We start from the raw sequence: 26,987 nt of genomic DNA, 5'->3' as shown, positions 1-26,987 counted from the left end.
CCCGGTCACCGCGGCCGGGGGCCGCCCTCGTGCCGTCAGCGCACGTACTCGACGATCTGCATCATGCCCTCGTCCTCGTGCTGGGACTGGTGGCAGTGCACCATCGCGCGGCCGGTGAAGTCCTCGGCGCGCAGCCGGAAGGTGAGCGAGCCGTGCGGCGGGAGGGCCACGGTGTCGTGCCAGACGGGGGTGGCCAGCGGGCGGCCGTTGACCCGGGTGACGAGGAAGTGGTTGGTGTGCAGGTGGAGGGGGTGGTGGGCGTGGCGGTGGGAGTCGTTGGTGACGGTCCACTCCTCCACCTGGCCGAGGCGCACCCGGTGGTTGACGTAGTCGGGCCGGAAGCGGCCCCACTGGGGGTCGGTCCGCGTGGCCCGGGGGTCGCCGGGCGGGGTCTCGCCGTCGCCCAGGATGCGGTAGGCGTTGCGGAAGTCCCCGGAGAAGACGTTCTCGTAGCTGCGGAAGATCAGTGAGCGCTTGCGGGTGGGTTCGGGCAGGGTGGTGGGCCGGCCGGGCAGCCGGGTGGGCAGGGCCATCGCGCGGCGGGTGCCGGTGACCTTGAGGGTCATCAGCGGCTGGGACAACCCGCCCGCCGTGAGCCGGTAGGTGCCGGGCTCGCCGCCGCGGACCAGCAGGTCGGCCCGGCCGCCGACCGGGAGCTGGAGGTCGGTGACGGGGACCGGCCTGGTGAACGTGATGCCGTCGGCGGCGATCTGCTGCGTCTGCTGGCCGTCCAGGGTCAGATAGAGGGTGGTGAGCGCCCCCGCGTTGACGATCCGCCAGCGCTGGACCTCGCCCGGGGCGATGGTCAGGGTGGGGTTCGCCGCGCCGTTGACCAGGAAGGTCGAGGCGATGCCGTCGTAGGTGGTGTCCGAGGTCAGGTCGGGCACCTTGCCGCCGGACACCTTCAGCTCGTTGATGCAGACGACGATGTCCTTGGCCGCCGCGACCTCGGGCACCGCGTCGATGTCGCCCTCCACGATGATCACGCCGGCCAGGCCGTTCAGCAGCTGGGTCGCGGTCGCCCCGTGGTGGTGCGGGTGGTACCAGAAGGTGCCGGCCGGGTGGTTGAGGGGGATGTCGACGACACTGCTCCAGCTGGTGGCGGCCTTCCCGGAGGCTGCGGGCTCGAAGGAGCGGAAGACGTTGTCCGCGTCGCCCGTGGGGGCCACGTGCATGCCGTGCAGATGCAGGTTGACCGTGTTGAAGCCGTGCGGGACGTTCATGCCGAGGTCGTGGTGGGCCGCCGCGGGGTTCGGCGGGAGCGCGTTGACGTGCGTGATGCGCAGGGAGTCCCCGGGACGCACCCGCAGGGTCGGCCCCGGCAGGGAGCCGTCGTAGCTGCGGGTCAGGACGGTGCCGACGCCGGGCAGCCGGTGCTCGGTGAACCCGACGGTCAGCCGGGTCTCCAGCCGGCGCGGGCGGGGCTTGACGGTCCGGGTCGCGGGCTGCGGGAAGGGGGCCGTGTCGGCCGGGGGCGCCGACACGGGCGCGTCGGCGCGTGCGCCGCTGGCCCTCCCCGCGATGACCGCCCCGGCCGCGAGCGGCAGGCCCTTCAGTACTCCACGACGCGGCACAGATGCCATGAATCGCCTCCAGGACGGCAGCGGTCAGACCATCGATTCGGACACACCACACCCCTTTCATCACGGAGTGTGATGATAGTGTACGAGGAGTAGTCGTCGGCGCACGGGTGGCGCGGCCGTTCGGACGGACCGATCGGGCGGCGCGGGGCCCCGGCCGACGGGGCGCCGTGCCCGTTCCGCCCGCACCCGCGTGCCCCGGTCGCCGGGTTGTCCGAAAACCTCCCCGGAATTGTCCGTGATCCGTAACGAAGGGATCCCGCAGCCCTGCTTCCTCGTCCTGCCAGGTGGTCGGAAGGCGACCGAGGGTCGACGGGCAACTGCGGGAAAGTGGGCGGACATGGCGCGGCACGGCAACGGGCGGGGCTGGTACGGCAAGGTGGTCGGGGCGGCGCTCGGTGTGACGGTGCTGGCCGCCGGCGCCTCGGTGTGGACCGCCCAGGCCGGGGCCGTCGGTGTCGGGTCCTCCCGGGCGGAGAGCTCCGCCGAGCCGGGCCGTGCCGTCAAGCCCGTGGACGTGACCATCGCGCACGCCTCGGACAAGGGCGCGCGGGGCGTCAACATCACCATCGACGACGGCCCCGACCCCACCTGGACCCCGCAGGTCCTCGACGTGCTGGAGCAGTACGGGGTGCGGGCGACGTTCTGCATGGTGGGCACGCAGGCGCAGGCCCACCCGGACCTGGTGAAGGAGGTGGTCGCGGCGGGGCACCGGCTGTGCGACCACTCGGTGTCGCACGACACGGCCATGGACAAGAAGTCCGAGGCCTACCAGTCGCAACAGATACTCGACGCCGAACGGATGATCACCAAGGCGTCCGGCGGCGTCCGGCCGATGTACTACCGGGCGCCCGGCGGCGCCTTCACCCCGTACAGCCGCAAGCTCGCCGCCTCCCGCGGCATGCGCCCGCTGGGCTGGAACGTCGACTCCAAGGACTTCGAGCGCCCCGGAGCCGACGCGATCGTCACCACCGTCGAGCGCGAGCTGCCGAACGGGCCGACGATCCTCTTCCACGACGCGGGCGGTGACCGCTCCCAGACCGTCGAGGCGCTGCGCCGGATCCTGCCCCGGCTCAAGGAGCAGGGCTACTCCTTCGGCTTCCCGGTGCGCTGAACCCCGGCCCGCGGGCCCGGCGCGAGGTAGGCCAGCAGGGCTCCGGCCCGGGCCGGGGTCCAGGAGCGGGCGTAGGCGGGCGGCGTTCCGCCCGGGGGGACGAGGACCGCAACGGACCGGCTCCGAGCGGCACGGCCGAGGGCCGCCGCGGTGGTGTTGGCGTCGTGGCCACCGGTGGCGGCGGACGCGCAGCCCGCGTAGAAGGCGAGCGGGACGTAGTCGTCACCGGTGAGCAGGCAGGGCGGAGTGACGCCCAGGCGGTGCAGCGCGGCCGCGGTGCGGGCCCACTCGCGGTGGGCGGCGGTGGTGCGCCGCACGGTGTGGTCCAGCACCACGAACTGCACGGTCAGATGCGCGGCCAGGGCGAGCGTCACCAGGGCGGCCGTCAGTCGCCGCCGGACCCGCCCCGGCGCCCGGACGGCGTGCACCAGGAGATCGGCCACCGGCACGGCGAGCAGCGCGTAGGCGGGCAGCAGGAACCGGGGGGCCGCGTAGCCGATCAGGAAGAGGTAGGGGAAGGCCGCCGAGGCGGCGCAGGCCAGCGGCACCAGGGTGCGGGCCGGGCGCCGGGCGCGGACGGCGACGACGGCCGCGCCGGCGGCGAGCAGCGGCAGGGTCCACCACCACAGGGTGAGCACGAGGGCGGGCAGGTCCCCGGTGCACGGCCGGCACAGCGTACGTCCCGCCAGGGCGCGCGCCTGGTCCCCGACGGCGGGGTTCCAGCCGAGGCCGCCCTGGATGCGGGAGGCGTCGGACAGGCGCCGGGCGAGCCCGCCGTAGGAGAGGTACGCCTCGATCACCCACTCGGCGGCCCCGAGGGCGAGCCCGCCGGCCAGTGCCAGCAGCGGCGCCGGGTGCCTCCACCGCCGTACCCCCACCAGGAGGACGAACAGGGGCAGGGTCGCCCAGACCGCGTCCGCGGGGCGCATCCAGGCCATGAGCGCGGCGCTCAGCGCCAGCCCCCACAGCGCCGACCGGGACCGGGGGCGCAGGACGTACCCGGTGGCGGCCAGGGCGCCGACGGCGACCCAGTAGTTGGGCATGGCCTGCGGGCCGTAGAACAGCGTCACCCACAGGGTGGCGAACAGCGCGCCGGCGGTCGCGAGCACCCGGGTGGGGAAGAGACCGCGCCAGGCGCGCAGGGCCAGCAGGAGCCCCAGTCCGGACAGGACGGCCAGACAGGTCCTCAGCAGCACGACGGACGACGACCAGGCCGCGACCGGCGCCACCAGCAGCGGGACGCCACGGGCGCGCGGGGCGCTGAAGAACGCGGCCGGGGCGTGCGGGGAGACCTGGCTGACATAGACCGACTCGTCCCAGCCGAGCCCCATCCCCGGCCGTACGAGCAGGAGTTGGGCCAGGGTGAACGCCGCGGCCACGGCCAGGAGGCCGGCGTCCGCGCGCGCCGGCCAGCCGGAGCGGCCGCGCATCGGGGAGCCGGTCCTACGCGCGCCGGTCAGGGTGGTCCGCGGGCTGTCACTCACGCCTCACCACCGTTCCAGCCGGGGGGCGGACGGGCCTGCGGGGCGGGCCGAACGGCCCAACGGAGGCATCCGGCGCGCGCCCGCTGCCGCGCTCGGGGCGAGGCAGGCGGAGCGTGCCGGGCAGAACTAGTGATTTCACCGATCCGCGGCGTCTGACCTGCCGTTTCGGGTGCGGCGCGGGGCCGGTGAACGGGGTCACATTCTCGGCGAGGGCAAGGTCACAGCCGCGCCCTCTGCTGCCCCTTTGTACCTCTGGCCTACCATCCGAGCATGACGGTCCTGCCTGACGACGGGCTTGAGCTGGCCGCCGAGTTCCCTGACTCCACCCACGAGCAGTGGCAGCGCCTCGTCGCGGGCGTGCTGCGCAAGTCGGGCAAGGACGTCGAGGGCGCTCAGGCCGAGGAAGCCCTGTCCACCGCGCTCGAGGACGGGCTGCGCACCCGTCCTCTGTACACCGCGCACGACACCGCGCCCGAGCCGGGTTTCCCCGGATTCGCCCCCTTCGTACGGTCCGGCCGGCCGGAGGGGAACACGCTCGGGGGGTGGGACGTACGGCAGCGGCACGAGGTGGCCGACAACGGTGCGGTGCTCACGGACCTGGAGAACGGCGTCACGTCCCTGTGGCTGGTCGTCGGCGAGGCGGGCATCCCGGTGCCGTCGCTCGCCACGCTCCTGGAGGGCGTCTACCTCGACCTGGCGCCGGTCGTCCTGGACGCCGGTGCCGACGTCGAGCCGGCCGCGCGGGAGCTGCTGCGGCTGTACGCGGAGCGCGGCGTCGGCAAGGACGCGGTGCGCGGCGGTCTGGGCGCAGACCCGCTCGGGCACGAGGCCCGCACGGGGCGCGCGGCGGACCTCGCGCCCGCCGCCGCGCTGGCGCGGCTGTGCGCCGAGGAGTACCCGGGCCTGCGGGCCATGACGGTGGACGCGCTGCCGTACCACGAGGCGGGCGGCTCGGCGGCCCAGGAGCTGGGTGCGTCACTGGCGACGGGTGTGGCCTATCTGCGCGCGCTGACCGAGGCCGGGCTGAGCGTCGAACAGGCCTGCGCCCAGCTGGAGTTCCGCTACGCGGCCACCGCCGACCAGTTCCTGACGATCGCCAAGCTGCGGGCCGCGCGCCGGCTCTGGGCCCGGGTGGCCGAGGTGTGCGGGGCGCCCGGCGCGGGCGCCCAGGTCCAGCACGCGGTGACCTCGCCGGTGATGATGTCGCGCCGCGACCCGTGGGTGAACATGCTGCGCGCGACCGTCGCCACCCTGGCCGCCGGCGCGGGCGGGGCCGACGCGGTGACCGTGCTGCCGTTCGACGACGCGGCCGGGCTGCCGGACGCGTTCGCGCGCCGGATCGCCCGCAACACCTCGACGATCCTCATCGAGGAGTCGCACCTCGCCCGGGTGATCGACCCCGCGGGCGGCTCCTGGTACGTGGAGCGGCTCACGGACGAACTCGCGCATGCAGGCTGGGAGTTCTTCCGCACGATCGAGCGCGACGGCGGCCAGGCGGCCGTGCTGCGCTCGGGCCGGATCCGTACCGACCTGGCGACGACCTGGGCGGAGCGCTCCAAGCGGCTCGCCAAGCGCCGTGAACCCGTCACGGGGGTCAGCGAGTTCCCGTTCCTGGCCGAGAAGCCGGTCGTGCGGGAGAGCGCGCCCTCGGCCCGCTCCGGCGGTCTGCCGCGGGTGCGCCGCGACGAGGCGTTCGAGGAGCTGCGGGCCCGTTCGGACGCCCACCTCGCCGCGACCGGGTCCCGGCCGCGCGTGTTCCTGGAGGCGCTCGGCCCGGCCGCGGCGCACACCGCGCGACTGACCTTCGCCGCCAACCTCTTCCAGGCCGGTGGCATCGAGCCGGTCACCGGGGGCACGTTCGAGGAGAGCGGGGCCACGGAGGTCTGTCTGTGCTCCAGTGACGCGCTGTACGAGGAGCAAGCGGGTTCGGTGGCCGCGCGGTTGAAGGCCGCGGGTGCCACGCGGGTGTTCCTCGCCGGGCGTCCCGGGGAGTACCCGGATGTCGACGCGTACGTCTTCGCGGGCTGTGACGCTGTCGCCGTCCTGTCCGCCACCCTCGACCGCATGGGAGTGTCCCGATGACCGCGGCTTCCGGGCCCTCCGGCCCCTCCGTCCCCGACTTCTCCGGGATCGAGCTGGGGACCCCGGCCGCCGACGGCGGCGCCGACGAGTGGCGTACGGCCGTGAAGAAGGCGGCCGGCGGGGACGACCTGCTCTGGGAGACCCCGGAGGGCATCGCGGTCAAGCCGCTGTACACCGGGCAGGACCTGGAGGGCCTGGACTTCCTGGGCACCCACCCGGGCATCGCCCCGTACCTGCGCGGCCCGTACCCGACGATGTACGTCAACCAGCCCTGGACGATCCGTCAGTACGCGGGCTTCTCCACCGCCGAGGAGTCCAACGCCTTCTACCGCCGCAACCTCGCGGCCGGCCAGAAGGGCCTGTCGGTCGCCTTCGACCTGCCGACGCACCGCGGCTACGACAGTGACCACCCGCGGGTGACCGGTGACGTCGGCATGGCGGGCGTGGCGATCGACTCGATCTACGACATGCGGCAGCTCTTCGACGGCATCCCGCTCGACCGGATGACCGTGTCGATGACGATGAACGGCGCGGTGCTGCCGGTGCTGGCGCTGTACATCGTGGCGGCGGAGGAGCAGGGTGTGCCGCCGGAGAAGCTGGCCGGGACCATCCAGAACGACATCCTCAAGGAGTTCATGGTCCGCAACACCTACATCTATCCGCCGAAGCCGTCGATGCGGATCATCTCCGACATCTTCGCGTACACCTCGCAGCGGATGCCCCGTTACAACTCCATCTCCATCTCCGGCTACCACATCCAGGAGGCCGGTGCGACGGCGGACCTGGAGCTGGCGTACACGCTCGCGGACGGTGTGGAGTACATCCGGGCGGGCCGGGAGGCGGGCCTGGACGTGGACGCGTTCGCGCCCCGGCTGTCGTTCTTCTGGGCGATCGGGATGAACTTCTTCATGGAGGTCGCCAAGCTGCGGGCGGCGCGCCTGCTGTGGGCGAAGCTGGTCAGGCAGTTCGACCCCCAGAACACCAAGTCGCTGTCGCTGCGCACGCATTCGCAGACCTCGGGCTGGTCGCTGACCGCGCAGGACGTCTTCAACAACGTCACGCGGACCTGTGTGGAGGCGATGGCGGCGACCCAGGGGCACACCCAGTCGCTGCACACCAACGCCCTCGACGAGGCGCTCGCGCTGCCCACCGACTTCTCGGCGCGCATCGCCCGCAACACCCAGCTGCTGATCCAGCAGGAGTCCGGCACCACCCGGGTGATCGACCCCTGGGGCGGCAGCGCCTACGTGGAGCGGCTGACGTACGACCTCGCCCGCCGGGCCTGGCAGCACATCCAGGAGGTGGAGGCGGCGGGCGGCATGGCCAAGGCGATCGACGCGGGCATCCCCAAGCTGCGCATCGAGGAGGCCGCGGCCCGCACCCAGGCCCGGATCGACTCCGGCCGGCAGCCCGTCATCGGCGTCAACAAGTACCGCGTGGAGAACGACGAGGCGATCGAGGTCCTCAAGGTCGACAACTCCTCGGTGCGCGCCCAGCAGATCGAGAAGCTGCGGCGGCTGCGCGCGGAGCGGGACGAGCGGGCCTGCCAGGACGCGCTGGACGCGCTGACGCGGGCCGCCGGCGGCGAGGGCAACCTGCTGGAGCTGGCCGTGCACGCGGCCCGCGCCAAGGCGACCGTCGGGGAGATCTCCGACGCCCTGGAGAAGGTGTACGGGCGGCACGCGAGCCAGATCCGTACGATCTCCGGCGTGTACCGCAACGAAGCAGGCGAGTCCCCGTCCGTGGAGCGCACCCGCGCCCTGGTGGACGCGTTCGCGGAGGCCGAGGGCCGCCGTCCGCGCATCCTGGTCGCCAAGATGGGCCAGGACGGCCACGACCGCGGCCAGAAGGTGATCGCCACCGCGTTCGCCGACCTCGGCTTCGACGTCGACGTCGGCCCGCTGTTCCAGACCCCGGCCGAGGTGGCCCGGCAGGCGGTCGAGGCGGACGTGCACATCGTCGGGGTGTCGTCCCTGGCCGCCGGGCACCTCACCCTCGTGCCGGCGCTGCGTGAGGCGCTCGCCGAGGAGGGGCGCGAGGACATCGTGATCGTGGTGGGCGGGGTCATCCCGCCGCAGGACGTGCCGACGCTCCTCGAGATGGGCGCGGCGGCCGTCTTCCCGCCGGGCACGGTCATCCCCGACGCCGCGCACGACCTGGTGGCGAGGCTGGGTGCCGACCTCGGACACGAGCTGTGATCGATGTCGACGCGTATGCCAAGGGTGTGCTCGACGGGAAGCGGGCGCTGATCGCCCGCGCCATCACCCTCGTCGAGTCCACCCGGCCCCAGCACCGGGCGCTGGCCCAGGAGTTGCTCACCGCGCTGCTGCCGCACAGCGGCCGGGCGCGGCGGATCGGGATCAGCGGGGTGCCGGGGGTCGGCAAGTCGACGTTCATCGACGCCTTCGGCACGCTGCTGACCTCGCTGGGCCACCGGGTGGCGGTACTGGCCGTCGACCCGTCCTCGACCCGGACCGGCGGGTCCATCCTGGGTGACAAGACCCGGATGGAGCGCCTCGCGGTCGACCCGGCGGCCTTCGTACGGCCCTCCCCCAGCGCGGGTACCCTCGGCGGGGTCGCCAAGGCGACCCGGGAGTCCATGGTGGTCATGGAGGCGGCCGGCTACGACGTGATCCTGGTGGAGACGGTCGGCGTCGGCCAGTCCGAGACCGCCGTGGCCGACATGGTCGACTCCTTCCTGCTGCTCACCCTCGCGCGCACCGGCGACCAGCTCCAGGGCATCAAGAAGGGCGTCCTGGAGCTGGCGGACGTGATCGCCGTCAACAAGGCCGACGGCCCGCACGAACGGGACGCGAAGGCGGCGGCCCGCGAACTCACCGGCGCCCTGCGGCTGATGCACGGCGCCGACCCGTTCTGGACGCCGCCGGTGCTCAGTTGCAGCGCCCGGGAGTCGACCGGTCTGGACACCGTCTGGGAACGTCTCGAACAGCACCGCACCCTGCTGGACTCGACCGGCCGGCTCACCGCCAAGCGCCGGGACCAGCAGGTCGGCTGGACCTGGAGCATGGTCCGCGACGAACTCCTGGGCCGGCTGCACGCCGATCCGGCGGTACGGGCACTGGCGCCGGCTCTCGAACAGCAGGTGCGGGGGGGCGAGTTGACGGCCACGCTGGCGGCCGAGCGGATCCTCGGGGCGTTCGGTGGGCCGGTCCAGCCGCCGGCTGAGGACTGAACCCCCGCGCAGGAGAAAGGCGGCTCCCCGGGCGGTTGAGCACTGGACCACCGGTCGGACCACCGCGCAGAATGTGGGCGCTCCCCGCACCTCGTGCCGACGACCGGAGGCGAGCCGCCGTATGCAGAGCCTGACCAAACGCCGCCTGTCCGCCGAAGAGTTGGACGCCCTGATGCGCGAGGCGACGGGGGTCGGGTGCCGGCTGGAGGCGGAGCTGACCGACGGCTGGTTCAACACCGCCTACCGGGTGCGGTTCGACGACGGCCGGGCGGCGGTGGTGAAGCTGGCGCCGCCCGTCGGCACGCCCGTCCTGCGCTACGAGCGGGGCATCATGGCGACCGAGGCGGCGATGTACCGGCGGCTCGCGTCCCCGGCCGGTGCCGGGGTGCCCACCCCCGATCTGCTGTACGCGGGCGAGGACTTCCTCGCGGTGTCCGTGCTGGACGGGATGCCGTGGGACAAGGTGGCCGACCGGCTGCCCGCCGCGGCCGAGAGCGCGCTGCGACGCGAACTCGGCGGGATCACCGCACGGTTGCACACCCTGGTCGCCGAGGACGGCCGGTTCGGCTACCCGGCGCCCGAGTCCGGGCTGTCCGCCCCCGACTGGCGGACCGCGTTCACCGCCATGGTGGAGGCGCTGCTGGCGGACGCCGGACACTGGCGGGCCGAACTCGGCGCGTCCCACGAGGAGATCAGGGCCCTGGTGGCGGCGGGCGGGACCGCCCTGGACGAGGTCACCCGGCCGTGCCTGGTCCACTTCGACCTGTGGCCGGGGAACATCTTCGTCAGCGTCCTCGACGCGGAGGGAGCCGGGGGCCCCGATCCCCGGATCACCGGTCTCATCGACCACGAGCGGGCCTTCTGGGGCGATCCCGCCGCCGAGCTGGTCTCCCTGGAGTTCGGCGGGGACGTGGGTCCGGACAGCGATCTGGTCGCCGGATACCGGGCGGCCGGGGGCCGGCTCGACTTCACCCCCGCCCTCCGGCACCGTCTGGCGCTCTACGAGCTCTATCTGGGGCTGCTGGTGGTCGTGGAGTGCGGCCCGCGCGGCTACGAGGACAGCGACCACCTCGCCTGGTGCCGTACCTATCTGGCCGAACGCGTGGCGGCACTGCGCGCGCTCGGGGGAAGCGAGCCGGCGGCCGGTCGGGCACGGCCCGGCGAGAAGGCGTAGGGAGCGACACCGCCGGGGGCGTCGCCGGCCTCCTCGGCCGGCGGCTCGAATTCGTCAACCCGCCAGACAAAATCCTGTGACAGGCATTGACGATTGTCACGGCGTTCCTATCATCCAAAGTGTCCGAAACTCCGAGTTACGTTCGGCATTTCGGACACGTACCCCTGCGCGCCCCGCGCCGACGAGCGTGACCAGCCGCCGAATCCCTCTGGAGTTCGCCATGCCTCCAGCACTGTCATGCCCATGCCCATCTGTCCCACGGACCCCTGCGCGCAGGCTCCTCCCCCGGCACTCCCCGAGGCGCGTCCGACGCGCGGCGACCAGGGCGGCGGCCTGCCTGACGGCGCTGTGCGCCGCCCTGCTGGCCCTCCTGATCTCACCGGTTCCGGCCTCCGCCGCCGGCACGGGCCCCTGTGACCTGTACGCCTCGGGCGGTACCGCCTGCATCGCCGCGCACAGCACCGTGCGCGCCCTGTACGGCGCGTACGGCGGGCCCCTCTACCAGGTCAGGCGCGCGTCCGACAACGCCACCCGGAACATCGGCGTCACCGTGGCCGGCGGGCCGGCCGACGCCGCGGCCCAGGACTCCTTCTGCGCCGGTACGACCTGCGTCATCACCTGGGTCTACGACCAGTCGGGGCACGGCAACCATCTGGGCTACCAGGGACCGGGCGGGGTCGGCGGCTCCGACACGGCGGCGAAGGCGACGAGCGAGTCGCTCACCGTCGGCGGCAGGAAGGCCTACTCCCTCTACATCAACGCCGGCAACAGCTACTGGCGCGACGGCCACTCGACGGGCGTGCCCACCGGCAGCGCACCCGAGGGGATGTACATGGTCACCAGCGGCACGCACGTCAACAGCGGCTGCTGCTTCGACTACGGCAACAGCGAGACCACCCGCAAGGCGGACGGCCCCGGGGCGATGGACGCCATCAACTTCAGCAAGTCGTGCTGGTTCGGCGGCTGTTCCGGAACCGGCCCCTGGGTGCAGGCCGATCTCGAGTGGGGCCTGTACCCCGGCGGCAGCACCTCGTGGAACCCCAACCAGCGGGCCTATACGGGCAAGTTCGTCACCGCGATGCTCAAGAACAACGGGACCTCCCGGTTCGCGATCAAGGGCGGCGACGCCCAGTCCGGTGGTCTGACCACGCTGTACGCGGGTTCACTGCCCGGCGGTTACAGCCCCATGAGGAAACAGGGCGCCATCATCCTCGGCAGCGGCGGCGACTGCTGCAACGGCAACACCAACCTCAGCATCGGCACCTTCTACGAGGGCGCCATCACCGCCGGCTACCCCTCCGACGCGACGGACAACGCCGTACAGGCCAACATCACCGCGGCCGGATACCGCTGAGTCCTCGCCGAGCCACCACTCAGCCACCACTCAGCCACCACTCAGCCCCGACTCAGCCCCGGCGGCTGTCCACCCTCACCCGGTTGATCGATCGAAGGAGTGATGTCATGCAGAAAGCCAAGTTATGGCCCACCGTGATCGCGGCGGTTCTCGCCCTGGTCGGCACCACCGCGGCCGCGGCCCCGGACACCGGCGGCCGGGGCACCACCCCGGCGGCCGTCGACACCGCCGCGGCGACAGCCGGGTGCGGCAGGGCCCCCGGACTGGCGAGTGGCACCCATACCCTGCAAGTCAACGGCAAGAGCCGCAACTACATCCTGAAGGTGCCGGACAACTACGACCGCAACCGTGCCTACCGGCTGGTCCTCGGCTTCCACTGGCTCGGCGGCACCGCCAACGACGTGGCGACGGGACGCACCGTGGAGAACGGCACCTGGGCGTACTACGGGCTGCAGCGGCTGGCGAACAACAGCACCATCTTCGTCGCGCCCCAGGGCCTCAACAACGGCTGGGCCAACTCCGGCGGTGAGGACGTGGCGCTCACCGACGCCGTGCTCAACCAGATCGACAACGCCCTCTGCGTCGACACCACCCGGCGCTTCTCCCTCGGCTTCAGCTACGGCGCGGCCATGACCTACGCACTGGCCTGTGCCAGGCCCACGGTCTTCCGCGCGGTCGCGGTCCAGTCCGGCGGACTGCTCAGCGGCTGCGCCGGCGGCACCCAGCCCGTCGCCTACCTCGGCGTGCACGGCATCCGCGACTCGGTCCTCGGCGTCTCCGGTGGACGCACCCTGCGCGACCGGTTCGTGCGCAACAACGGCTGCGCGGCGCAGAACCCCCCCGAGCCCGCACAGGGCAGCCGGACGCACCGCGTCACCGCCTACACCGGCTGCTCGGCCGGGCACCCCGTCGTGTGGGCCGCGTTCGACGAGGGCCACATCGCCGCACCCCAGGACGGCGCGGGCGGCGACAGCGGCTCCAGGACCTGGGTGCCGGCCGAGGTCTGGAAGTTCTTCACCCAGTTCTGAGGCCCTTCTCCGGCTTCGGCCGGGCAACACCCCCCACCGTCACGGGAGTTCACCCATGTCCACTCGACCACGGGCCCGTTCCGTGCGGCACGCGCTGCTCGCCACGGGCGCGGCAGCCGCGCTGACCACCGGAATCCTCACCGGCACCGCCCCGGCCTCCCACGCCGCCGGATCGCTGCCCTGCGACCTCTACGCCGCGGGCGGCACCCCCTGCGTGGCCGCCCACAGCACCACCCGCGCCCTGTACTCGGCCTACAACGGCCCGCTGTACCAGGTGCGCCGCGCCTCGGACAACGCCACCCGCGACATCGGGGTCCTGAACGCGGGCGGCGTCGCCAACGCGGCCGCCCAGGACTCCTTCTGCGCCGGCACCTCCTGCCTCATCACGGTCGTCTACGACCAGTCGGGGCGGGGCAACCGTCTCACCCAGGCGCCGCCCGGCGGCTTCTCCGGGCCGGCCGCGGGCGGCTACGACAACCTCGCCAACGCCACCGCGGCACCGATCACGGTCGCCGGCCACAAGGCCTACGGCGTCTTCGTGGCCCCCGGCACCGGGTACCGCAACAACCGCACCAACGGCGTCGCCAAGGGCGACCAGGCGGAGGGCATGTACGCCGTGCTCGACGGCACGCACTACAACGGCGGCTGCTGCTTCGACTACGGCAACGCCGAGACCAACAGCCGGGACAACGGCAACGGCACCATGGAGGCCATCTACTTCGGCAACATCAAGGTCTGGGGCTACGGCAGCGGCAACGGCCCCTGGATCATGGCCGACCTGGAGAACGGCCTGTTCTCCGGCGTCAACCAGCGATACAACCCGGGCGATCCCTCCATCAGCCACCGCTACCTGACCGCCGTCGTCAAGGGCGGCCCCAACAAATGGGCCATCCGCGGCGGCAACGCCCAGAGCGGGTCCCTGTCCACCTTCTACAACGGCGTCCGCCCCAACGTCGCCGGCTACAACCCCATGAAGAAGGAGGGCGCGATCATCCTCGGCATCGGCGGTGACAACAGCCACGGCGCCGCGGGCACCTTCTACGAAGGCGTCATGACCTCCGGCTACCCCTCCGACGCGACCGAGAACGCCGTACAGGCCAACATCACCGCGGCCGGCTACGGAAGGTAGCCCCCACCCCCGCGACCGCGGCTCGCTCGGGAGCGAGCCGCGGTCCCCGTTCCTCGTGGTCCCCGGGCGGCGGCGGTCAGCCGAAGAGGCGTCGCTGGATCTCCCGCCGGTAGTCCTCCAACGTCCGGTCGAGGTGTACGGCCGTGGCCGTGGCCGCCTCGTCGGGTCGGCCGTCCCGGATGGCGCGGTAGATCGCCTCGTGCTCCTCGACCGCGGCCGCGGTGCCCTCGTTGAAGGTGTTGTGGATGCCGATCGCGCTGGACCGGCGCTGCAGCCTCCGGGCGTCACGCACCGCGCTGCCGAGGAACGTGTTGTGCGAGGCCGCGGCCACGGCGGCGTGGAAGTCGTCGTCCGCCTGGTTGAAGACGTCGACCTCGCCGTGCGTGTACCCGTGCCGGCACTGCTGCATGGCGACCTCGATGGTACGCAGTTCGGCGGGCGTGGCCCGGGTGGCCGCGAAGCTCGCGGCGGCCATCTCCTGGACCCTGCGGAACTCGAACAGCATGAGCACGTGATCGAGGTCCACAGGCCGGAAGAAGCCGCCCCAGCGGCTGGAGACCAGCATGCCGTCGTCGTCGGCGACGAACAGTCCCCGTCCCTTGTGCGCCCGGACCCGGCCGAGCGCCGACAGGATCTTCACGGCTTCCCGGACCACCGCTCGGCTGGTGTCCAGCTGCTGGGCCAGGTCGTTCTCCGTGGGCATCCGGTCACCGGGGACCAGACGGGCCTCGGCGATGAACTCGAGGATCCGCTCCGCCACGACCTCGTACCCGGGCCGGTAGTCGCGCCGCTCGTCCGCGCCGTTCACCACTGCTGCCACGGCGGGCGTGTCGTTCATGGGTGCTGCCTCCGGATGACTGCGACGAGGGTGACCGTTCGGCCCTGGAGCCGCGCCCATCGTACCCCAGTCGAGCAATAAGTCGTACTCATTTTTGGAGATCGCCGAGAAGAGTACGCAGGAGGATTGTGAACTTATTAGCCATTTGCCCTGGTATATGACCCACACGGTCGCCTGAAAAGACGCGCTGCACCCTCGAAAAGCCGTACACACCCCTTGACTCGCCACTCGATATGGCGGCTAATTTCTTCCGCGGCGGTACCGACAGAGCCGTCAGCCTCACGCAAACCCAGTGGAGTCGCTCATGTCCGTCTACAAGCCCTCGGCCGACCGGGACACGGGGATCAGCAGGAGACGCGCCGCGTTGCTGGCGGGCTGTGCCGCCACCGTGCTGCTCACGGTCACCGCCTGTGGCGGCGGCACCGCCGGCAAGACCAACAAGGACGGTTTCGCCCAGGCGCCGCAGAAGGACGGGGCGCTGACCGTCTGGGTGGACGCGACCCGCATGGACGCCGCGAAGCAGTACCAGGCGCTGCACCCGGACGTGAAGATGGACATCGTCAGCTACGACGGTGACGCCAACGGGTCCAACTACCTGCAGACGAAGGTGCAGTTGTTCAACCGCACCGGCAAGGGCTGGCCGGACGTCGTCTTCAGCTCGCAGAACAACGAGGCGAGCTGGGCCGTCGACGCGGGCTTCGCGGCGCCCCTGAACAAGGGCCTGATCCCGGACGCGACCCTCGGCGGATTCGCCAAGGGGGCCAACGACGTCTGCACGGTCGACGGGACCCTGTACTGCCTGCGCAACGACCTCTCCCAGGCGGTGCTCTGGTACAACGCGCCGCTGCTGAAGAAGTTCGGCTACACGGTCCCGACGACCTGGGAGGAGTACCAGGCGCTCGGTGAGAAGGTGGCCAAGGAGCACCCCGGCTACCTGGTGGGCGACGCGGGCGACTCGTTCACCCCCGAGATCTACCTGTGGGCGGGCAAGTGCGGCGCCAACCACATCACCGGCCCCAAGGCCGTGTCGGTCGACACCACCAGCGAGGCCTGTACCAAGATGGCCAAGCTGATGGACGTACTGATCAAGAACAAGTCCATGTCGATCAGCGGCGTCTTCAGCACCGACTTCGCCAAGAACGAGGCCGACAAGGTCCTGCTGATGCCCGGCCCGGCGTGGTACGGAGGCGCGGTGTTCAAGGACGGCCTGAAGATCCCGGCCCAGCAGACAGCGGTCGCGCCCATCCCGCAGTGGCAGGGTGACACCGCACCGTCCACCGGCAACGTCGGCGGCGGCACCTGGCTGCTGTCCCAGCACTCCACCCACATCAAGGCGGCCACCGACTTCCTGAAGTGGGTCACCACCGACAACGCCTACCAGGGCGAGAAGGCCCCCGGCTTCCCGGCGTACGCGCCCGCCGCCGAGAACTGGCTCAAGGCGCAGGCCGCCTCCGGATACTTCGCCGGCGACCTCACGGCCCTCAAGGACGCCTCCTCGCAGGTGTGGTCCGACTGGGGCTCGGGCCAGTTCAGCCAGGAGGCGATCTGGGCCGCCACCGTCAAGCCCGGCATCACGCAGGGCAAGACCATCGAGTCGCTGCTGCCCGCCTGGCAGGACTCGATCGTCAAGTACGCCAAGGCCGACGGATACAAGGTCTCCCCGTGACCCTCACGACCTCCTCGGCCGGCTCCGCCCGGGGGCGCCCTCGCGGCACCTCCCGGCAGAGCCGGGCCGGCGTGGCATTCGTCGCCGGCTACGTACTGCTGCTGATCGCCTTCGGCGTGCTCCCCACCTGTTACGCCGTCTATTTCGCGTTCACGGACGCCGGGGGCGCGTTCACCGGCCTCTCCAACTTCGTCACCACGGCACAGGACTTCCGCTTCGTCGACTCCCTCGGCCACGTCGCCCTGTACCTGGTCTTCTGGCTGCTGTCGCTCGTGGTGTTCGTGGTGGTCCTGGCACTGCTCCTGCACCGGCTGTCCTCGGGGCCGGTCAGCCAGGCTCTGCGCTTCCTGTACTACATTCCCGGGGCCCTCGCCGGCGCGGCGAGCGTCCTGGTGTGGCTGTTCATGCTCGACCCCACCGTCAGCCCCGTCAGCTCCCTGCTGGAGACACTGGGCTTCCACACCTTCGGCGAGGTCATCGCCCCCGGCAATCTGGCGCTGCTGTTCACGATCATCGCGTTCTGGACCGGCGCGGGCGGCTGGATCGTCGTCATGTACGGGGCGCTCAACAACATCCCCAAGGACGTGATGGAGGCCGCGCGCATCGACGGCGCGAACGGCTGGCAGACCGCCTGGCGGGTGCAGATCCCCCTGCTCCGCAAGTGGATCGTGTACATGGTGATCCTGGCCTTCGCAGGCGGCGCGCAGCTCTTCGTCGAGCCGCAGCTGCTCTCCCTCGCCAGCACGGGCGTGGCCGGGCGCGACTACTCGCTCAACCAGTTGACGTACGACTTCGCCTTCCAGATGAACAACATCAACGGCGCCGCCGCGGTCTCGGTGGAACTCCTGGTCGTCAGTCTGTCGGTCGCCGGTGTCTTCGTCGCACGATCGGGGTTCTTCGATGCCGACTGACACACGGACCACCCCTCCTGCCGCCGCTCCGCGCACGCGACGGGAGCGGAACGTGGCAAGCCGGTACGGCGATCCGCGGCAGCGCCGGCGGCCACCGCGGCACCTGGCGTCCCGGCTGATGGCGGGCTCGGTGCTCACCGTGTTCGTGGTGTTCTTCGTGCTGCCGGTGCTGTGGCTGCTGCTCGCGGCGACCAAGACCGACCAGCAGCTGGTCCACGACCACCCGCTGTCCTTCGGGTCCTGGCACGCGCTGTCGGCCAACTGGCGGGCGCTCACCGCCTTCCAGGACGACGCCGTCCTGATGTGGCTGCGCAACTCCGCCCTCTACGCCGCCATCTCGCTGGTCATCACGCTCGGCCTGGCCGTTCCTGCCGGCTACGCGCTGGCGATGACCGAGTTCCGCGGCCGGCACGCGCTGCTGATCGCGACCCTGGTCGTGATGCTGATGCCGAACGCCACGCTGGTGGTGCCGCTGTTCCTGGAGATCAACGCGGTGCACCTGATCGGCACGATGTGGTCGATCATCCTGCCGTACTCGTTCTACCCGTTCGGGGTGTACCTGACGTACATCTACTTCACCACCGCCGTGCCCAGGGACCTCCTGGCCGCGGCGCGGATGGACGGCTGCTCCGAGTTCGGGGTCTTCCGTCATGTGGCCCTGCCGCTGGCGACCCCCGTCATCGCGCTGGTCGGCTTCTTCAGCTTCGTCGCCAACTGGACGAACTACTTCCTGCCGTACGTGATGCTCCCCGAGAGCGATCAGATGCCGATCCAGGTGGGTGTCGGCAGTCTGCTCAGCAATGTGCCGTCGTTCAACCCGACCGTCGGCGACCTCGCGATCCAACGCCCGCAACTGGCACTGGCGACGCTGGTCGCCATCACACCGGTCCTCGTCGTGTTCCTGTTCGCCCAGCGCTTCCTGGTCAGCGGAATGCTCGCCGGCGCCACCAAGGAGTGACAGCTTCATGCCCTTCAGCCCTCACCCCGACGCCTCCGGCGACGACAGCGCGACGGCCGGCCGGCCCGTCCCCGTACCCGACGTCCAGGCCACGGTCCCGCTGCTCGAACCCCCCGGCTGGGCCGTCGCCCAGCGCGCGCTGTTCGACCTGCTCGACCACGCCTGGCGGCGCTTCGAGGACGCCTTCACCGGCCCCGACGGACGGCTCACCTACGACGGCCGGCTGACCAGCCGCGACGGCGTGGACGACTTCTACGAGGTGTTCTTCAACTGGCCCCAGCTGTACCTCCTCGGCGGCGCCGAGGACCTCCTGCCCGCCAGCGAGAGGCACTGGGAGGGCGTGACCCGCCAGCTGACCGAACTGGACATGCTGCGCGACGAGTTCGAGCGTGGCTACGACTGGTTCCACCAGGGCGAGAGCCTGCTGCTGCTCTACTTCCTGTGCATGGCCGCCCCCGACCGCTGGCGTGAGCGCGCCCTGCGCTTCGCCGAGTTGTACGTCGACCCCGCCAAGGGCAACTACGACCCCGAGCACCGCATCATCACCCGCCCGCACAACGGCAGCGACCCCGAGCGCACCGGCCTCTTCGACGGCGACGTGTACCCCTGGCTGCCGAAGGAGGCGGAGACCTACGGATTCCCCCTCGACTGGCTCCCCGAGGCCGCGGACGGCCCCTTCCCTCTGTCGGCGGACCCGCGGCTGGGCGACGAGATGCGGGACCGGATGGGTGTCGGTGACACCGCGCTCAACCTCGCCGCGGCCGGACTGGTCCTCAACGCCTGGATCCTGTCCGGCGAGGAGCGCTACCGCGACTGGATCGTCTCGTACGTGGGCGCCTGGCGCGAGCGCACCCGCGAAAACGGCGGCCTGATCCCGGACAACGTCGGCCCGGACGGAGTCGTCGGCAGCCTGCTGGAAGGGCGCTGGTACGGCGGCCACTACGGCTGGTCCTGGCCGCACGGCTGGCACAGCGTCGGTCACGCGGCCTGCGTGGCGGCCATCGCGGCGGCGACGGTCACCGGGGACGACGACCACCTCTCCCTGGTCTCGACCTCGCTCGACGCCCTCATCGACCGCGGCAAGGTCATGCCCCACACGGAGGCGGACTCCAGCCTGCCTTCCAAGTGGGTCGCGGAGCTCGGCCCGGACCGGCACACGCCCACCCTCCACCTGCCGTTCCGGCACAACGACTCGGGCTGGTTCGACTACAACCCGGCCACGCCTCCCGTGCCGGTGGCCCTGTGGCACCACACCTCCTCGGAGGCCGACCGCGCCCGGCTGGAGCGGCTGCGCGCGGCCGAGGGCATCGACTGGCGCACCGTGCGCCCGTTCCGCGCCAAGGAGGAGTCCGGTCACGAGAAGGCGTGGTTCGCCTTCCTCGCCGGTGACGACCCCGGCTACCCGGAGCGGATCCTCGCGGCCGCCCAGGCCCAGATCCGCCACCGGCTGCGGCGCGTCGAGCGCTACCGCGACCTGGACGTGCCCGAGGCCGACATCCATGTGTGGCAGCAGTGCAACCCGGTTGCCACCGAGGCCCTGGTGCAGCTGACCTGGGGCGGCCCGCAGGTGCTGTACCAGGGCGGCCTGCAGCAGGCGCGGCTGCGCTACCACGACGCCGACGCCCGTCGGGCCGGTCTGCCGGCGGACGTCGCTGCGCTGGTGACCTCCATCGACCCCGACGCGACCACCGTCGAACTGGTCAACCTCTCGCCCGGCACCGACCGCACGGTCGTCGTCCAGGCGGGCGCGTTCGCCGAGCACACCATCACCGGCGTCCGGTACACGACCTGCGCGGACGACGGCTGGATCGGGGACATGTACGACTACGGCCACACCGAGCCGGAGGTCTCCGAGGCGGAAGTCGCTTGTGACGGGCCGTATCTGACGGTCCAGCTGCCCGCCTCCACGCGCGTCCGGCTCACCCTGCGGCTGGGGCTGCGCACCCGGACTCCCAGCTACCGGACACCGTTCGACGCGTCCCACTCGCATGACACGACAGGGGAATCGGCATGAAGCGCATCGCCCAGACCATCAGGCTCCGCCCCGAACACCGCGAGGAGTACCTCCGGCTCCACTCGGCCGTGTGGCCCGGCGTCGAAGCCGCCCTGCACCGGGCGAACATCCGCAACTACAGCATCTTCCTCCACGGTGACGTGCTGTTCGCCTACTTGGAGTACCACGGCGAGGACTTCGAGGCCGACATGGCGTCCATCGAGGCCGACCCCGAGACCCGGCGCTGGTGGAAACTCACCGACCCGTGCCAGGAACCCTGGCCCGACCGGGGCGAGGGCCGCCAGTGGAGCGAGCTCTCCGAGATCTGGCATCTGAGCCCGCCCGGCGACGACGCCACCGCCTGACCCGGCCCGCCCGACCGACTTGGATCACCTCGTGAACGCACCCGTGCTCGTCGACGCCCACCACCACCTGTGGGACCTCTCCCAGCGACCGCAACCCTGGCTCGACGCTCCCGAAGTGGCGTCCATCCGCCGCACCTTCACCCCCGACGACCTGCGCTCCACCGCCACCCACCGCATCGCGGGCCGGCGGCTGCACGGCACGGTGGTCGTCCAGTGCGTGGCCGAGGTCGCCGAGACCGAGGACCTGCTCGCGCTCGCCGAGCGGGAGCCGCTGATCCAGGCCGTGGTCGGCTGGGCCGACCTGACGTCCCCGGCGATCGGTGACGTGCTCGACGCGCTGCTCGCCGGGCCGGGCGGCGGGTACCTGCGCTCCCTGCGGCATCTCGTCCAGAGCGAGACGGATCCGAACTGGCTGCAACGCCCCGATGTGGAACGTGGGTTGAGAGCGGCCCGGGACCGCGGACTGCGTTACGACGTACTCGTCCGCGACCACCAGCTCGACCAGGCGATCCGGCTCGCGGAACGCTTCCCCGACCTGCCGCAGGTGCTCGACCACGCGGGCAAGCCGGACATCGCCCGGCAGGACATCGAGGGTTGGGAGGACCGGATCCGGCGGCTGGCCGTACATCCGCACGTGGTCTGCAAGGTCTCGGGGCTGATCACCGAAGCCGACCACACCCGCTGGACCACCGCCGACCTCCGGCCCGTCTGGGACGTGCTGGTCTCCGCCTTCGGTCCCGAGCGGCTGATGTTCGGCTCGGACTGGCCGGTCGCCGAGCTGGCGGGCGGCTGGAACCGGTGGGCCGCCGCCGTGGACGAACTGCTCACCGGCTGGAGCGAGAGCGATGTCCACGCGCTCCTCTCCGGCACCGCCACCGCGTTCTACGGCCTCGCCCCCGTCGCCGGGCAGGCCGACGCAGCGGCCCGAACGTCCTGACCACGCCACCCCGCACAACGCGCCGAACCCGCGCCGACACACCGCCGCGCATGCCGAGGCCCGGCATGCGCCCGATCCGGTCCGCGCCGAAGGGACCCCACCCCGTGACCCTCGCCACCCGCTACCTGTCCGCCCGCACCCTCGACACCGCTCCGGTCCCCAGCACACCACCGGGTCCCGGCGAGGTGGAGCTGGCCCCCGCCTACGTCGGTATCTGCGGTACCGACCTGCACATCTTCCACGGCGACATGGACGCCCGGGTCACCGCACCGGCCGTCCTCGGGCACGAGACGGCCGGCCGTGTCGTCCGGGTGGGCCCGGGCGTGGCGGGCTGGGCGCCCGGCGACGCGGTCACCGTGATGCCGCTGCGCTGGGACGGCACCTGCCCGGCCTGCCGCAACGGCCACCAGCACATCTGCCGGCACCTGGACTTCCTCGGCATCGACTCACCCGGCGCGATGCAGCAGCGCTGGACCGTGCCCGCCTCGACTCTGGTACGGCTGCCCGACTCCCTCCCCCTGCACCGGGCAGCCCTCGTCGAACCCACCGCGGTCGCGGTGCACGACGTGGGCCGGGCCGGGGTGCGCGAGGGCGAGCGGGTCGTCGTGGTCGGCGGCGGCCCGGTCGGCGTCCTGATCGCCCTGGTGGCCCGGGCCGCGGGCGCGGACGTCCGGGTGGTCGAGCTGAACACCCACCGCCGGCTGCTCGCCGAGGAACAGGGACTGACCACCTGGGACCCGGCGTCAGCGGACATACCCACCCTGGTCGCGGAGTGGACCGGCGACGCGGGAGCGGACGTCGCCTTCGAGGTGTCCGGCGCCGCGGGCGGCGTGGACACCGCGGTCGACGTGCTCGGCGTGCGCGGCCGGCTGTGTCTGGTGGCCATCCACTCCCGCCCCCGCGAGGTGAACCTGCACCGCTTCTTCTGGCGCGAACTCACCCTCGTCGGTGCCCGGTTGTACGAGCGCCGCGACTTCGAGAAGGCGGTGGCCCTGGTGGCCGACGGCACCGTTCCCGCCGACCGGCTGATCAGCAAAATCGTGCCGCTCACCGAGGCACCGGCAGCCTTCGAGGCGCTGGAGGGCGGCGGTGACGTGATGAAGATCCTGGTGGACTGCGCGGGCGAGGCCCAGGAGGCCGCCGTATGAACGCCTTCGACCTCACCGGACGGCTCGCCGTCGTCACCGGCGCGCGACGCGGGATCGGCCGGGCCATGGCGCGCGCGCTCGCCGGGGCCGGGGCGGACGTCATCGGGGTGAGCGCCTCGCTGGAGGAGTCCGGCAGCGCGGTGGAGAAGGACGTCACCGCCACCGGCCGCACCTTCGAGGCGATCCGCGCCGACTTCGCCGACCCCGAGGCCGTCCGGGCCCTGGGCGCGGACCTCGCGGGCCGGGAACGTCCCGTGGACATCCTGGTCAACAACGCGGGCACCATCCGGCGCGCACCCGCGGCGGAACACCCCGACGCGGACTGGGACGTGGTCCTGCAGGTGAATCTGAGCGCCCAGTTCGCGCTGGCCCGTGCGGTCGGCGCGTCGATGACGGCACGCGGCCGGGGGAAGATCATCTTCACCGCCTCCCTCCTCAGCTTCCAGGGCGGCATCACCGTCCCCGGCTACACCGCCGCCAAGCACGGCGTCGCCGGTCTCACCAAGGCGCTGGCCAACGAGTGGGCCCCGCACGGCGTCAACGTCAACGCCATCGCGCCGGGCTACATCGCCACCGACAACACCCAGGCCCTCCAGGACGACCCGGTGCGCAGCAGGGCGATCCTGGACCGCATCCCGGCCGCGCGCTGGGGCGGCGCCGACGACCTCGCGGGCGCCACCGTGTTCCTGGCCTCGGACGCGGCCGCCTACGTCCACGGCACCGTCCTCCCCGTGGACGGCGGATGGCTCGGCCGGTGACCGCCGGCCCCTCCGGTACCTTCCGCACGAAGCGCGCCCCGGCGGCCCGGTCCGCCGAACGCCCCTGTCAGGAGCCTCATATGCGCCGCCACCAGATCCCTCGCACCCCCGTCGAGGTCACCGAACTCGGCTTCGGCGCGTCGGTGATCGGCAACCTGTACCGGGTGACCGCCCCCGAGGCCGCGGCGGCCGCCGTCGACACCGCCTGGGACGCCGGCATCCGCTATTTCGACACCGCGCCGCACTACGGCCTCGGCCTCTCCGAACGCCGGCTCGGCGCCGCCCTGCGCGACCGGCCCCGCGCGGAGTACGTGGTCTCCTCCAAGGCGGGCCGCCTGCTCGTCCCCAACGAACACCCTCGGGGCGTCGACGACCAGGGGTTCGTCGTCAGGGACGACCTGCGCCGGCACTGGGACTTCAGCCGGGACGGCGTGCTGCGCTCCCTGGAGGAGACGCTCGAGCGCACCGGCCTGGACCGCCTCGACGTGGTCTACCTCCACGACCCCGACGACCACTGGCGCCAGGCCGCCGACGAGGCCATGCCCGCCCTCGCGGAACTGCGCGACCAGGGCGTGATCGGAGCGATCGGCGCCGGTATGAACCAGTCCGCCATGCTCGCCCGCTTCCTGCGCGAGAGTGCCGCCGACGTGGTGATGCTGGCCGGCCGCTACACCCTGCTCGACCAGTCCGCCCTCGACGACGTCCTGCCCGCGGCGCAGGCCCACGGCAAGAGCGTCGTCGCGGTCGGCGTCTTCAACTCCGGCCTGCTCTCCGAGGACCGGCCCGCCGAGGGCATGAAGTACGACTACCGGGACGCGCCGACGGAGCTGGTGCAGCGGGCCCTGGCCATCGCCGAGGTCTGCGAGCGGTACGGCACCACCCTGCCCGCCGCCGCCATCGGCTTCCCCCGCACACACCCCGCGGTCGTCAACGTCACCCTCGGCATGCGCACCGCGGAACAGGTCCGGCGCAACGTCGAGCTGCACGCCCGAGGGGTCCCCGACGGCCTCTGGGACGAGCTGCGTGCGCAGGGCCTGATCAGGGCCGACGTGCCCACCGCACGCCACGGCGACCGCTCGCCTCGCACCCCTCCGAGCCAAAGCACCGAGTGATCCTCAGCCCCGTACTGTGGCTGGCCCCCTCCGGTACGACGACGTTCGCCACCGGTCCCACCGTCAGCGTCGACTGATGGGCGCGGGGCCGGGCAGCACAGCTGCCCGGTCCTCCGTCCCCGGGGGGACGGTGGGGCCCGGCTCGCGTGTGCGGCGTTCGACGGCCTGGCCCCAGTACGTGCCGCTGACGATCAGCGCGGCTCCGAGGGCGGAGAGCGCGGTGAGGTGTTCGCCGCCGAAGGCGATGCCGACCAGCAGGGCCCACACCGGCTCGGTGCCCAGCAGCAGACTCGCGCGGGTCGCCGAGGTGCGCTGCACGGCCCAGGTCTGCGCCAGGAAGGCGAACAGACCGCAGAACAGGGCCAGATAGGCGAGCTGGGCCCAGGTGACGGCGTCGATGCGGGCCACTTGCGGCAGCCCGGTCGCGGCGAAGGGCAGGAACAGGACCGTGCCGACGACCACCTGCACGGTCGTCAGGTGCAGGGGTCGTATCGCCCGGCCCGCGGTGAGCCGTCCGACGAGCACCACGTGGCCCGCCCGGACCACCGCCGCCGCGAGCATCAGCAGATCCCCGGCGCCGGGGGTGCGCAGACCGGTGCCCGAGACGAGCAGCCCCACGCCCGCGACACAGACGCCGGCCGCGAGGAAGAACGCCGGCGGCGGTCCGCCGGGGCGTCCGGCGCGGTCCAGCACCGGGGTGAGGACGAGGGTGAGGCTGATGATCAGGCCCGCGTTGGCGGCGCTCGTGCGGGTGACGCCGTACGTCTCCACGACGAGGACGGCGGCCTGGGTGACCCCGAGCAGGGCGCCGCGCGCCGCCTCGTCCCTGGTCAGCGGGCCGGACCTCGCGCGCAGGGCGATGACCACGGCGACGCAGGCGGCGGCGGAGAGGGCGTAGCGCAGGAAGAGGACGAGGAGCACCGGGGTGGTGGCCGTGGCCGTCTTCGCCGAGAGATAGCTGGAACCCCAGACGACGGCGACGGCCAGCAGCACCGCATCGGTGCGGCGGGTGGCTGGCATGACGCCACCCTGACGGACCTGCATGTTGAAGTAAACGACGAGTTGCTCAAACGATGTTTAAGCGAGGCTACACTCACGGCATGGACGAGAGGCAGCTGCGGGTGCTGCGGGAACTGGGCGAGCTGGGCAGCGTCACCGCGGCCGCCGAGGCGATGCGGGTGACGCCGTCGGCGATCTCGCAGCAGCTGCGGCTGCTCCAGCGGTCGATCCCGGTGCCGCTCACCGAGCGGGACGGCCGCCGGCTGGTCCTCACGGCCGCCGGTCAGGCGCTGGCCGACGCGGCGATCGGGGTGGAGACGGCGCTGGCCCGGGCGCGCCACGCCGTGGACGAGTTCGTGGAGCGGCCCGACGGCGCGGTGTCGGTGGCGGCATTCCACAGCGGGGCCGCCGCCTTCTTCCCGCTCCTGCTGCGCGGCCTCGGCACACCGGGGTCGCCGCGCGTCCGCCTGCACGACGCGGATGTGGCGCAGGACGACTTCCCGCCGCTGACCCGCCACTACGACCTCGTCCTCGCCCACCGGCTCGATCACGCGCCGCCCTGGCCGCCGACCGCGACGGCCACCCCGCTGCTGCGGGAACCCCTGGACATCGCCCTGCCCGCCGACCATCCGCTGGCCGCGAAACCGGTGCTGACGCCCCAGGAGGTCGCCGACCAGCCCTGGATCACCGTGCACGACGGCTTTCCGCTGATGGCCACCGTCGAGGCCGTCTCCGCCGCGGCCGGCCGCAGGGTGGAGATCGTCCATCGCATCAACGAGATCGCGGTGGTGGCGGAGGTGGTGGCCGCGGGCGGCGGCGTCGCCCTGATGCCGCGCTGGACCTCCCGCCCGCACCCGGCGGTGGTCCTGCGCCCGCTCAGCGGTATCCGCGCCGCCCGCCACATCGACGTACTGCACCGCCCCGAGCGCGCGGCCCGCAGAGCCGTGCGCACGGTTCTCGCCGCACTGCGCCGAGCGGCGGAGGCGGTACGGGACCAAGGCGGCGATCCGGCCCCCGGGATCTGAGCCCGAGCCCCTCCGGGACCACCAGCCACCGGCACAGCGGCGGCGAAGTTCGCGGCGGACGGCACCCGCTGACGGGGCGTGCGGTGTCGGCGACCCGCGTCAGGGGCCGCGTCGGCGAGAGGCGTCAGGGTTCGTACGT

The 26,987-nt window shown here is 72.3% G+C and carries 20 protein-coding genes and 2 pseudogenes; 18 read left to right on the top strand and 4 right to left on the bottom strand.

All coding sequences use genetic code 11. The features are described from left to right. Positions 1-35 precede the first annotated feature (35 nt). A complete protein-coding gene (locus U5640_RS39080; protein ID WP_340383947.1) occupies positions 36-1,583 on the bottom strand; it encodes a multicopper oxidase domain-containing protein in 1,548 nt (515 codons plus the stop codon). A gap of 337 nt (positions 1,584-1,920) precedes the next feature. Here U5640_RS39080 and U5640_RS39075 point away from each other — a divergent pair, with 337 nt between their 5' ends. Continuing rightward, complete coding sequence (locus U5640_RS39075) at positions 1,921-2,694, top strand: polysaccharide deacetylase family protein (protein WP_340383945.1); 774 nt, start codon at positions 1,921-1,923, stop codon at positions 2,692-2,694. On the opposite strand, the gene U5640_RS39070 is transcribed toward U5640_RS39075, so the two are convergent. Further along, positions 2,667-4,124: a hypothetical protein gene (locus tag U5640_RS39070; protein ID WP_340385601.1), complete on the bottom strand. Its 1,458-nt coding sequence runs from the start codon at positions 4,122-4,124 to the stop codon at positions 2,667-2,669. The two genes, U5640_RS39075 and U5640_RS39070, sit on opposite strands and share 28 nt — an antisense overlap. Before the next feature lie 324 nt (positions 4,125-4,448). Here U5640_RS39070 and U5640_RS39065 point away from each other — a divergent pair, with 324 nt between their 5' ends. The 7 genes and pseudogenes from U5640_RS39065 to U5640_RS39035 form a co-directional block, all read left to right on the top strand. Continuing rightward, the gene (locus U5640_RS39065) at positions 4,449-6,260 is read left to right on the top strand and encodes a methylmalonyl-CoA mutase family protein (protein ID WP_340383943.1); all 1,812 of its coding nucleotides are present in this window, start codon (positions 4,449-4,451) and stop codon (positions 6,258-6,260) included. After that, on the top strand, positions 6,257-8,458 hold the full coding sequence (gene scpA, locus U5640_RS39060; protein ID WP_340383941.1) for a methylmalonyl-CoA mutase: 2,202 nt from the start codon (positions 6,257-6,259) through the stop codon (positions 8,456-8,458). Before U5640_RS39065 ends, scpA begins: the two co-directional genes overlap by 4 nt. After that, on the top strand, positions 8,455-9,453 hold the full coding sequence (gene meaB, locus U5640_RS39055) for a methylmalonyl Co-A mutase-associated GTPase MeaB (RefSeq protein ID WP_340383939.1): 999 nt from the start codon (positions 8,455-8,457) through the stop codon (positions 9,451-9,453). Before scpA ends, meaB begins: the two co-directional genes overlap by 4 nt. A gap of 121 nt (positions 9,454-9,574) precedes the next feature. Continuing rightward, positions 9,575-10,627 carry an aminoglycoside phosphotransferase family protein gene (locus U5640_RS39050; RefSeq protein WP_340383937.1) on the top strand — a complete coding sequence of 351 codons (1,053 nt, stop codon included), beginning with the start codon at positions 9,575-9,577 and terminating at the stop codon, positions 10,625-10,627. Positions 10,628-10,847: 220 nt separating this feature from the next. Beyond that, entirely contained in the window at positions 10,848-11,981 is a 1,134-nt protein-coding gene (locus U5640_RS39045) for an arabinofuranosidase catalytic domain-containing protein (RefSeq protein WP_340383935.1), read from the top strand. Between the two features lie 155 nt (positions 11,982-12,136). Then, a pseudogene (locus U5640_RS39040) lies at positions 12,137-13,006 on the top strand (PHB depolymerase family esterase); the annotation flags it as partial. Positions 13,007-13,064: 58 nt separating this feature from the next. After that, positions 13,065-14,129 (top strand): annotated as a pseudogene (locus U5640_RS39035) (arabinofuranosidase catalytic domain-containing protein); the annotation flags it as partial. Positions 14,130-14,214: 85 nt separating this feature from the next. Here U5640_RS39035 and U5640_RS39030 read toward each other — a convergent pair. Further along, positions 14,215-14,976: an FCD domain-containing protein gene (locus U5640_RS39030; RefSeq protein WP_340383933.1), complete on the bottom strand. Its 762-nt coding sequence runs from the start codon at positions 14,974-14,976 to the stop codon at positions 14,215-14,217. A 304-nt stretch (positions 14,977-15,280) separates the two neighbouring features. On the opposite strand from U5640_RS39030, the gene U5640_RS39025 reads away from it, so the two are divergent. The 9 genes from U5640_RS39025 to U5640_RS38985 all read left to right on the top strand — a co-directional run bounded on the left by U5640_RS39025 (position 15,281) and on the right by U5640_RS38985 (position 24,824). Continuing rightward, entirely contained in the window at positions 15,281-16,642 is a 1,362-nt protein-coding gene (locus U5640_RS39025) for an ABC transporter substrate-binding protein (protein ID WP_340383931.1), read from the top strand. Next, complete coding sequence (locus U5640_RS39020; RefSeq protein ID WP_340383929.1) at positions 16,639-17,553, top strand: sugar ABC transporter permease; 915 nt, start codon at positions 16,639-16,641, stop codon at positions 17,551-17,553. Before U5640_RS39025 ends, U5640_RS39020 begins: the two co-directional genes overlap by 4 nt. A 118-nt stretch (positions 17,554-17,671) precedes the next feature. Then, complete coding sequence (locus tag U5640_RS39015; RefSeq protein ID WP_340385599.1) at positions 17,672-18,511, top strand: carbohydrate ABC transporter permease; 840 nt, start codon at positions 17,672-17,674, stop codon at positions 18,509-18,511. Positions 18,512-18,518: 7 nt separating this feature from the next. Continuing rightward, the gene (locus U5640_RS39010; RefSeq protein ID WP_340383927.1) at positions 18,519-20,525 is read left to right on the top strand and encodes a hypothetical protein; all 2,007 of its coding nucleotides are present in this window, start codon (positions 18,519-18,521) and stop codon (positions 20,523-20,525) included. Continuing rightward, positions 20,522-20,869, top strand: coding sequence for an L-rhamnose mutarotase (locus tag U5640_RS39005; protein WP_340383925.1), 348 nt, complete (start codon positions 20,522-20,524; stop codon positions 20,867-20,869). The genes U5640_RS39010 and U5640_RS39005 overlap by 4 nt, the downstream gene beginning before the upstream one ends. 31 nt (positions 20,870-20,900) lie before the next feature. Further along, a complete protein-coding gene (locus U5640_RS39000) occupies positions 20,901-21,806 on the top strand; it encodes an amidohydrolase family protein (RefSeq protein WP_340383924.1) in 906 nt (301 codons plus the stop codon). 104 nt (positions 21,807-21,910) lie between these two features. Beyond that, the gene (locus tag U5640_RS38995; protein ID WP_340383923.1) at positions 21,911-22,954 is read left to right on the top strand and encodes an alcohol dehydrogenase catalytic domain-containing protein; all 1,044 of its coding nucleotides are present in this window, start codon (positions 21,911-21,913) and stop codon (positions 22,952-22,954) included. Continuing rightward, positions 22,951-23,712, top strand: a complete 762-nt coding sequence (locus U5640_RS38990) for an SDR family oxidoreductase (protein WP_340383922.1) — start codon at positions 22,951-22,953, stop codon at positions 23,710-23,712. The genes U5640_RS38995 and U5640_RS38990 overlap by 4 nt, the downstream gene beginning before the upstream one ends. An 80-nt stretch (positions 23,713-23,792) precedes the next feature. Further along, on the top strand, positions 23,793-24,824 hold the full coding sequence (locus U5640_RS38985) for an aldo/keto reductase (protein ID WP_340383921.1): 1,032 nt from the start codon (positions 23,793-23,795) through the stop codon (positions 24,822-24,824). Positions 24,825-24,887: 63 nt separating this feature from the next. On the opposite strand, the gene U5640_RS38980 is transcribed toward U5640_RS38985, so the two are convergent. Beyond that, positions 24,888-25,844 (bottom strand): DMT family transporter, encoded by a 957-nt coding sequence (locus U5640_RS38980; protein ID WP_340383920.1) that lies wholly within the window; start codon positions 25,842-25,844, stop codon positions 24,888-24,890. A gap of 80 nt (positions 25,845-25,924) precedes the next feature. On the opposite strand from U5640_RS38980, the gene U5640_RS38975 reads away from it, so the two are divergent. Next, on the top strand, positions 25,925-26,848 hold the full coding sequence (locus tag U5640_RS38975; protein WP_340383919.1) for a LysR family transcriptional regulator: 924 nt from the start codon (positions 25,925-25,927) through the stop codon (positions 26,846-26,848). The last annotated feature ends 139 nt before the right edge of the window (positions 26,849-26,987 follow it).

It is taken from the genome of Streptomyces sp. SS7, assembly GCF_037993025.1.
Taxonomy (GTDB): Bacteria; Actinomycetota; Actinomycetes; order Streptomycetales; family Streptomycetaceae; genus Streptomyces.
The sequence above is the reverse complement of the archived record's forward strand: the minus strand, read 5'-3'. Positions and strand labels throughout refer to the sequence as shown.

Excerpts from the sequence above, each read along its gene's own strand:
- U5640_RS39080 (WP_340383947.1), bottom strand. The coding sequence starts at position 1,583 with ATGGCATCTGTGCCGCGTCGTGGAGTACTGAAGGGCCTGCCGCTCGCG.
- U5640_RS39075 (WP_340383945.1), top strand. The coding sequence starts at position 1,921 with ATGGCGCGGCACGGCAACGGGCGGGGCTGGTACGGCAAGGTGGTCGGG.
- U5640_RS39070 (WP_340385601.1), bottom strand. The coding sequence starts at position 4,124 with ATGCGCGGCCGCTCCGGCTGGCCGGCGCGCGCGGACGCCGGCCTCCTG.
- U5640_RS39065 (WP_340383943.1), top strand. The coding sequence starts at position 4,449 with ATGACGGTCCTGCCTGACGACGGGCTTGAGCTGGCCGCCGAGTTCCCT.
- scpA (WP_340383941.1), top strand. The coding sequence starts at position 6,257 with ATGACCGCGGCTTCCGGGCCCTCCGGCCCCTCCGTCCCCGACTTCTCC.
- U5640_RS39050 (WP_340383937.1), top strand. The coding sequence starts at position 9,575 with ATGCAGAGCCTGACCAAACGCCGCCTGTCCGCCGAAGAGTTGGACGCC.
- U5640_RS39045 (WP_340383935.1), top strand. The coding sequence starts at position 10,848 with ATGCCTCCAGCACTGTCATGCCCATGCCCATCTGTCCCACGGACCCCT.
- U5640_RS39030 (WP_340383933.1), bottom strand. The coding sequence starts at position 14,976 with ATGAACGACACGCCCGCCGTGGCAGCAGTGGTGAACGGCGCGGACGAG.
- U5640_RS39025 (WP_340383931.1), top strand. The coding sequence starts at position 15,281 with ATGTCCGTCTACAAGCCCTCGGCCGACCGGGACACGGGGATCAGCAGG.
- U5640_RS39015 (WP_340385599.1), top strand. The coding sequence starts at position 17,672 with ATGGCGGGCTCGGTGCTCACCGTGTTCGTGGTGTTCTTCGTGCTGCCG.
- U5640_RS39010 (WP_340383927.1), top strand. The coding sequence starts at position 18,519 with ATGCCCTTCAGCCCTCACCCCGACGCCTCCGGCGACGACAGCGCGACG.
- U5640_RS39005 (WP_340383925.1), top strand. The coding sequence starts at position 20,522 with ATGAAGCGCATCGCCCAGACCATCAGGCTCCGCCCCGAACACCGCGAG.
- U5640_RS38990 (WP_340383922.1), top strand. The coding sequence starts at position 22,951 with ATGAACGCCTTCGACCTCACCGGACGGCTCGCCGTCGTCACCGGCGCG.
- U5640_RS38985 (WP_340383921.1), top strand. The coding sequence starts at position 23,793 with ATGCGCCGCCACCAGATCCCTCGCACCCCCGTCGAGGTCACCGAACTC.
- U5640_RS38980 (WP_340383920.1), bottom strand. The coding sequence starts at position 25,844 with ATGCCAGCCACCCGCCGCACCGATGCGGTGCTGCTGGCCGTCGCCGTC.
- U5640_RS38975 (WP_340383919.1), top strand. The coding sequence starts at position 25,925 with ATGGACGAGAGGCAGCTGCGGGTGCTGCGGGAACTGGGCGAGCTGGGC.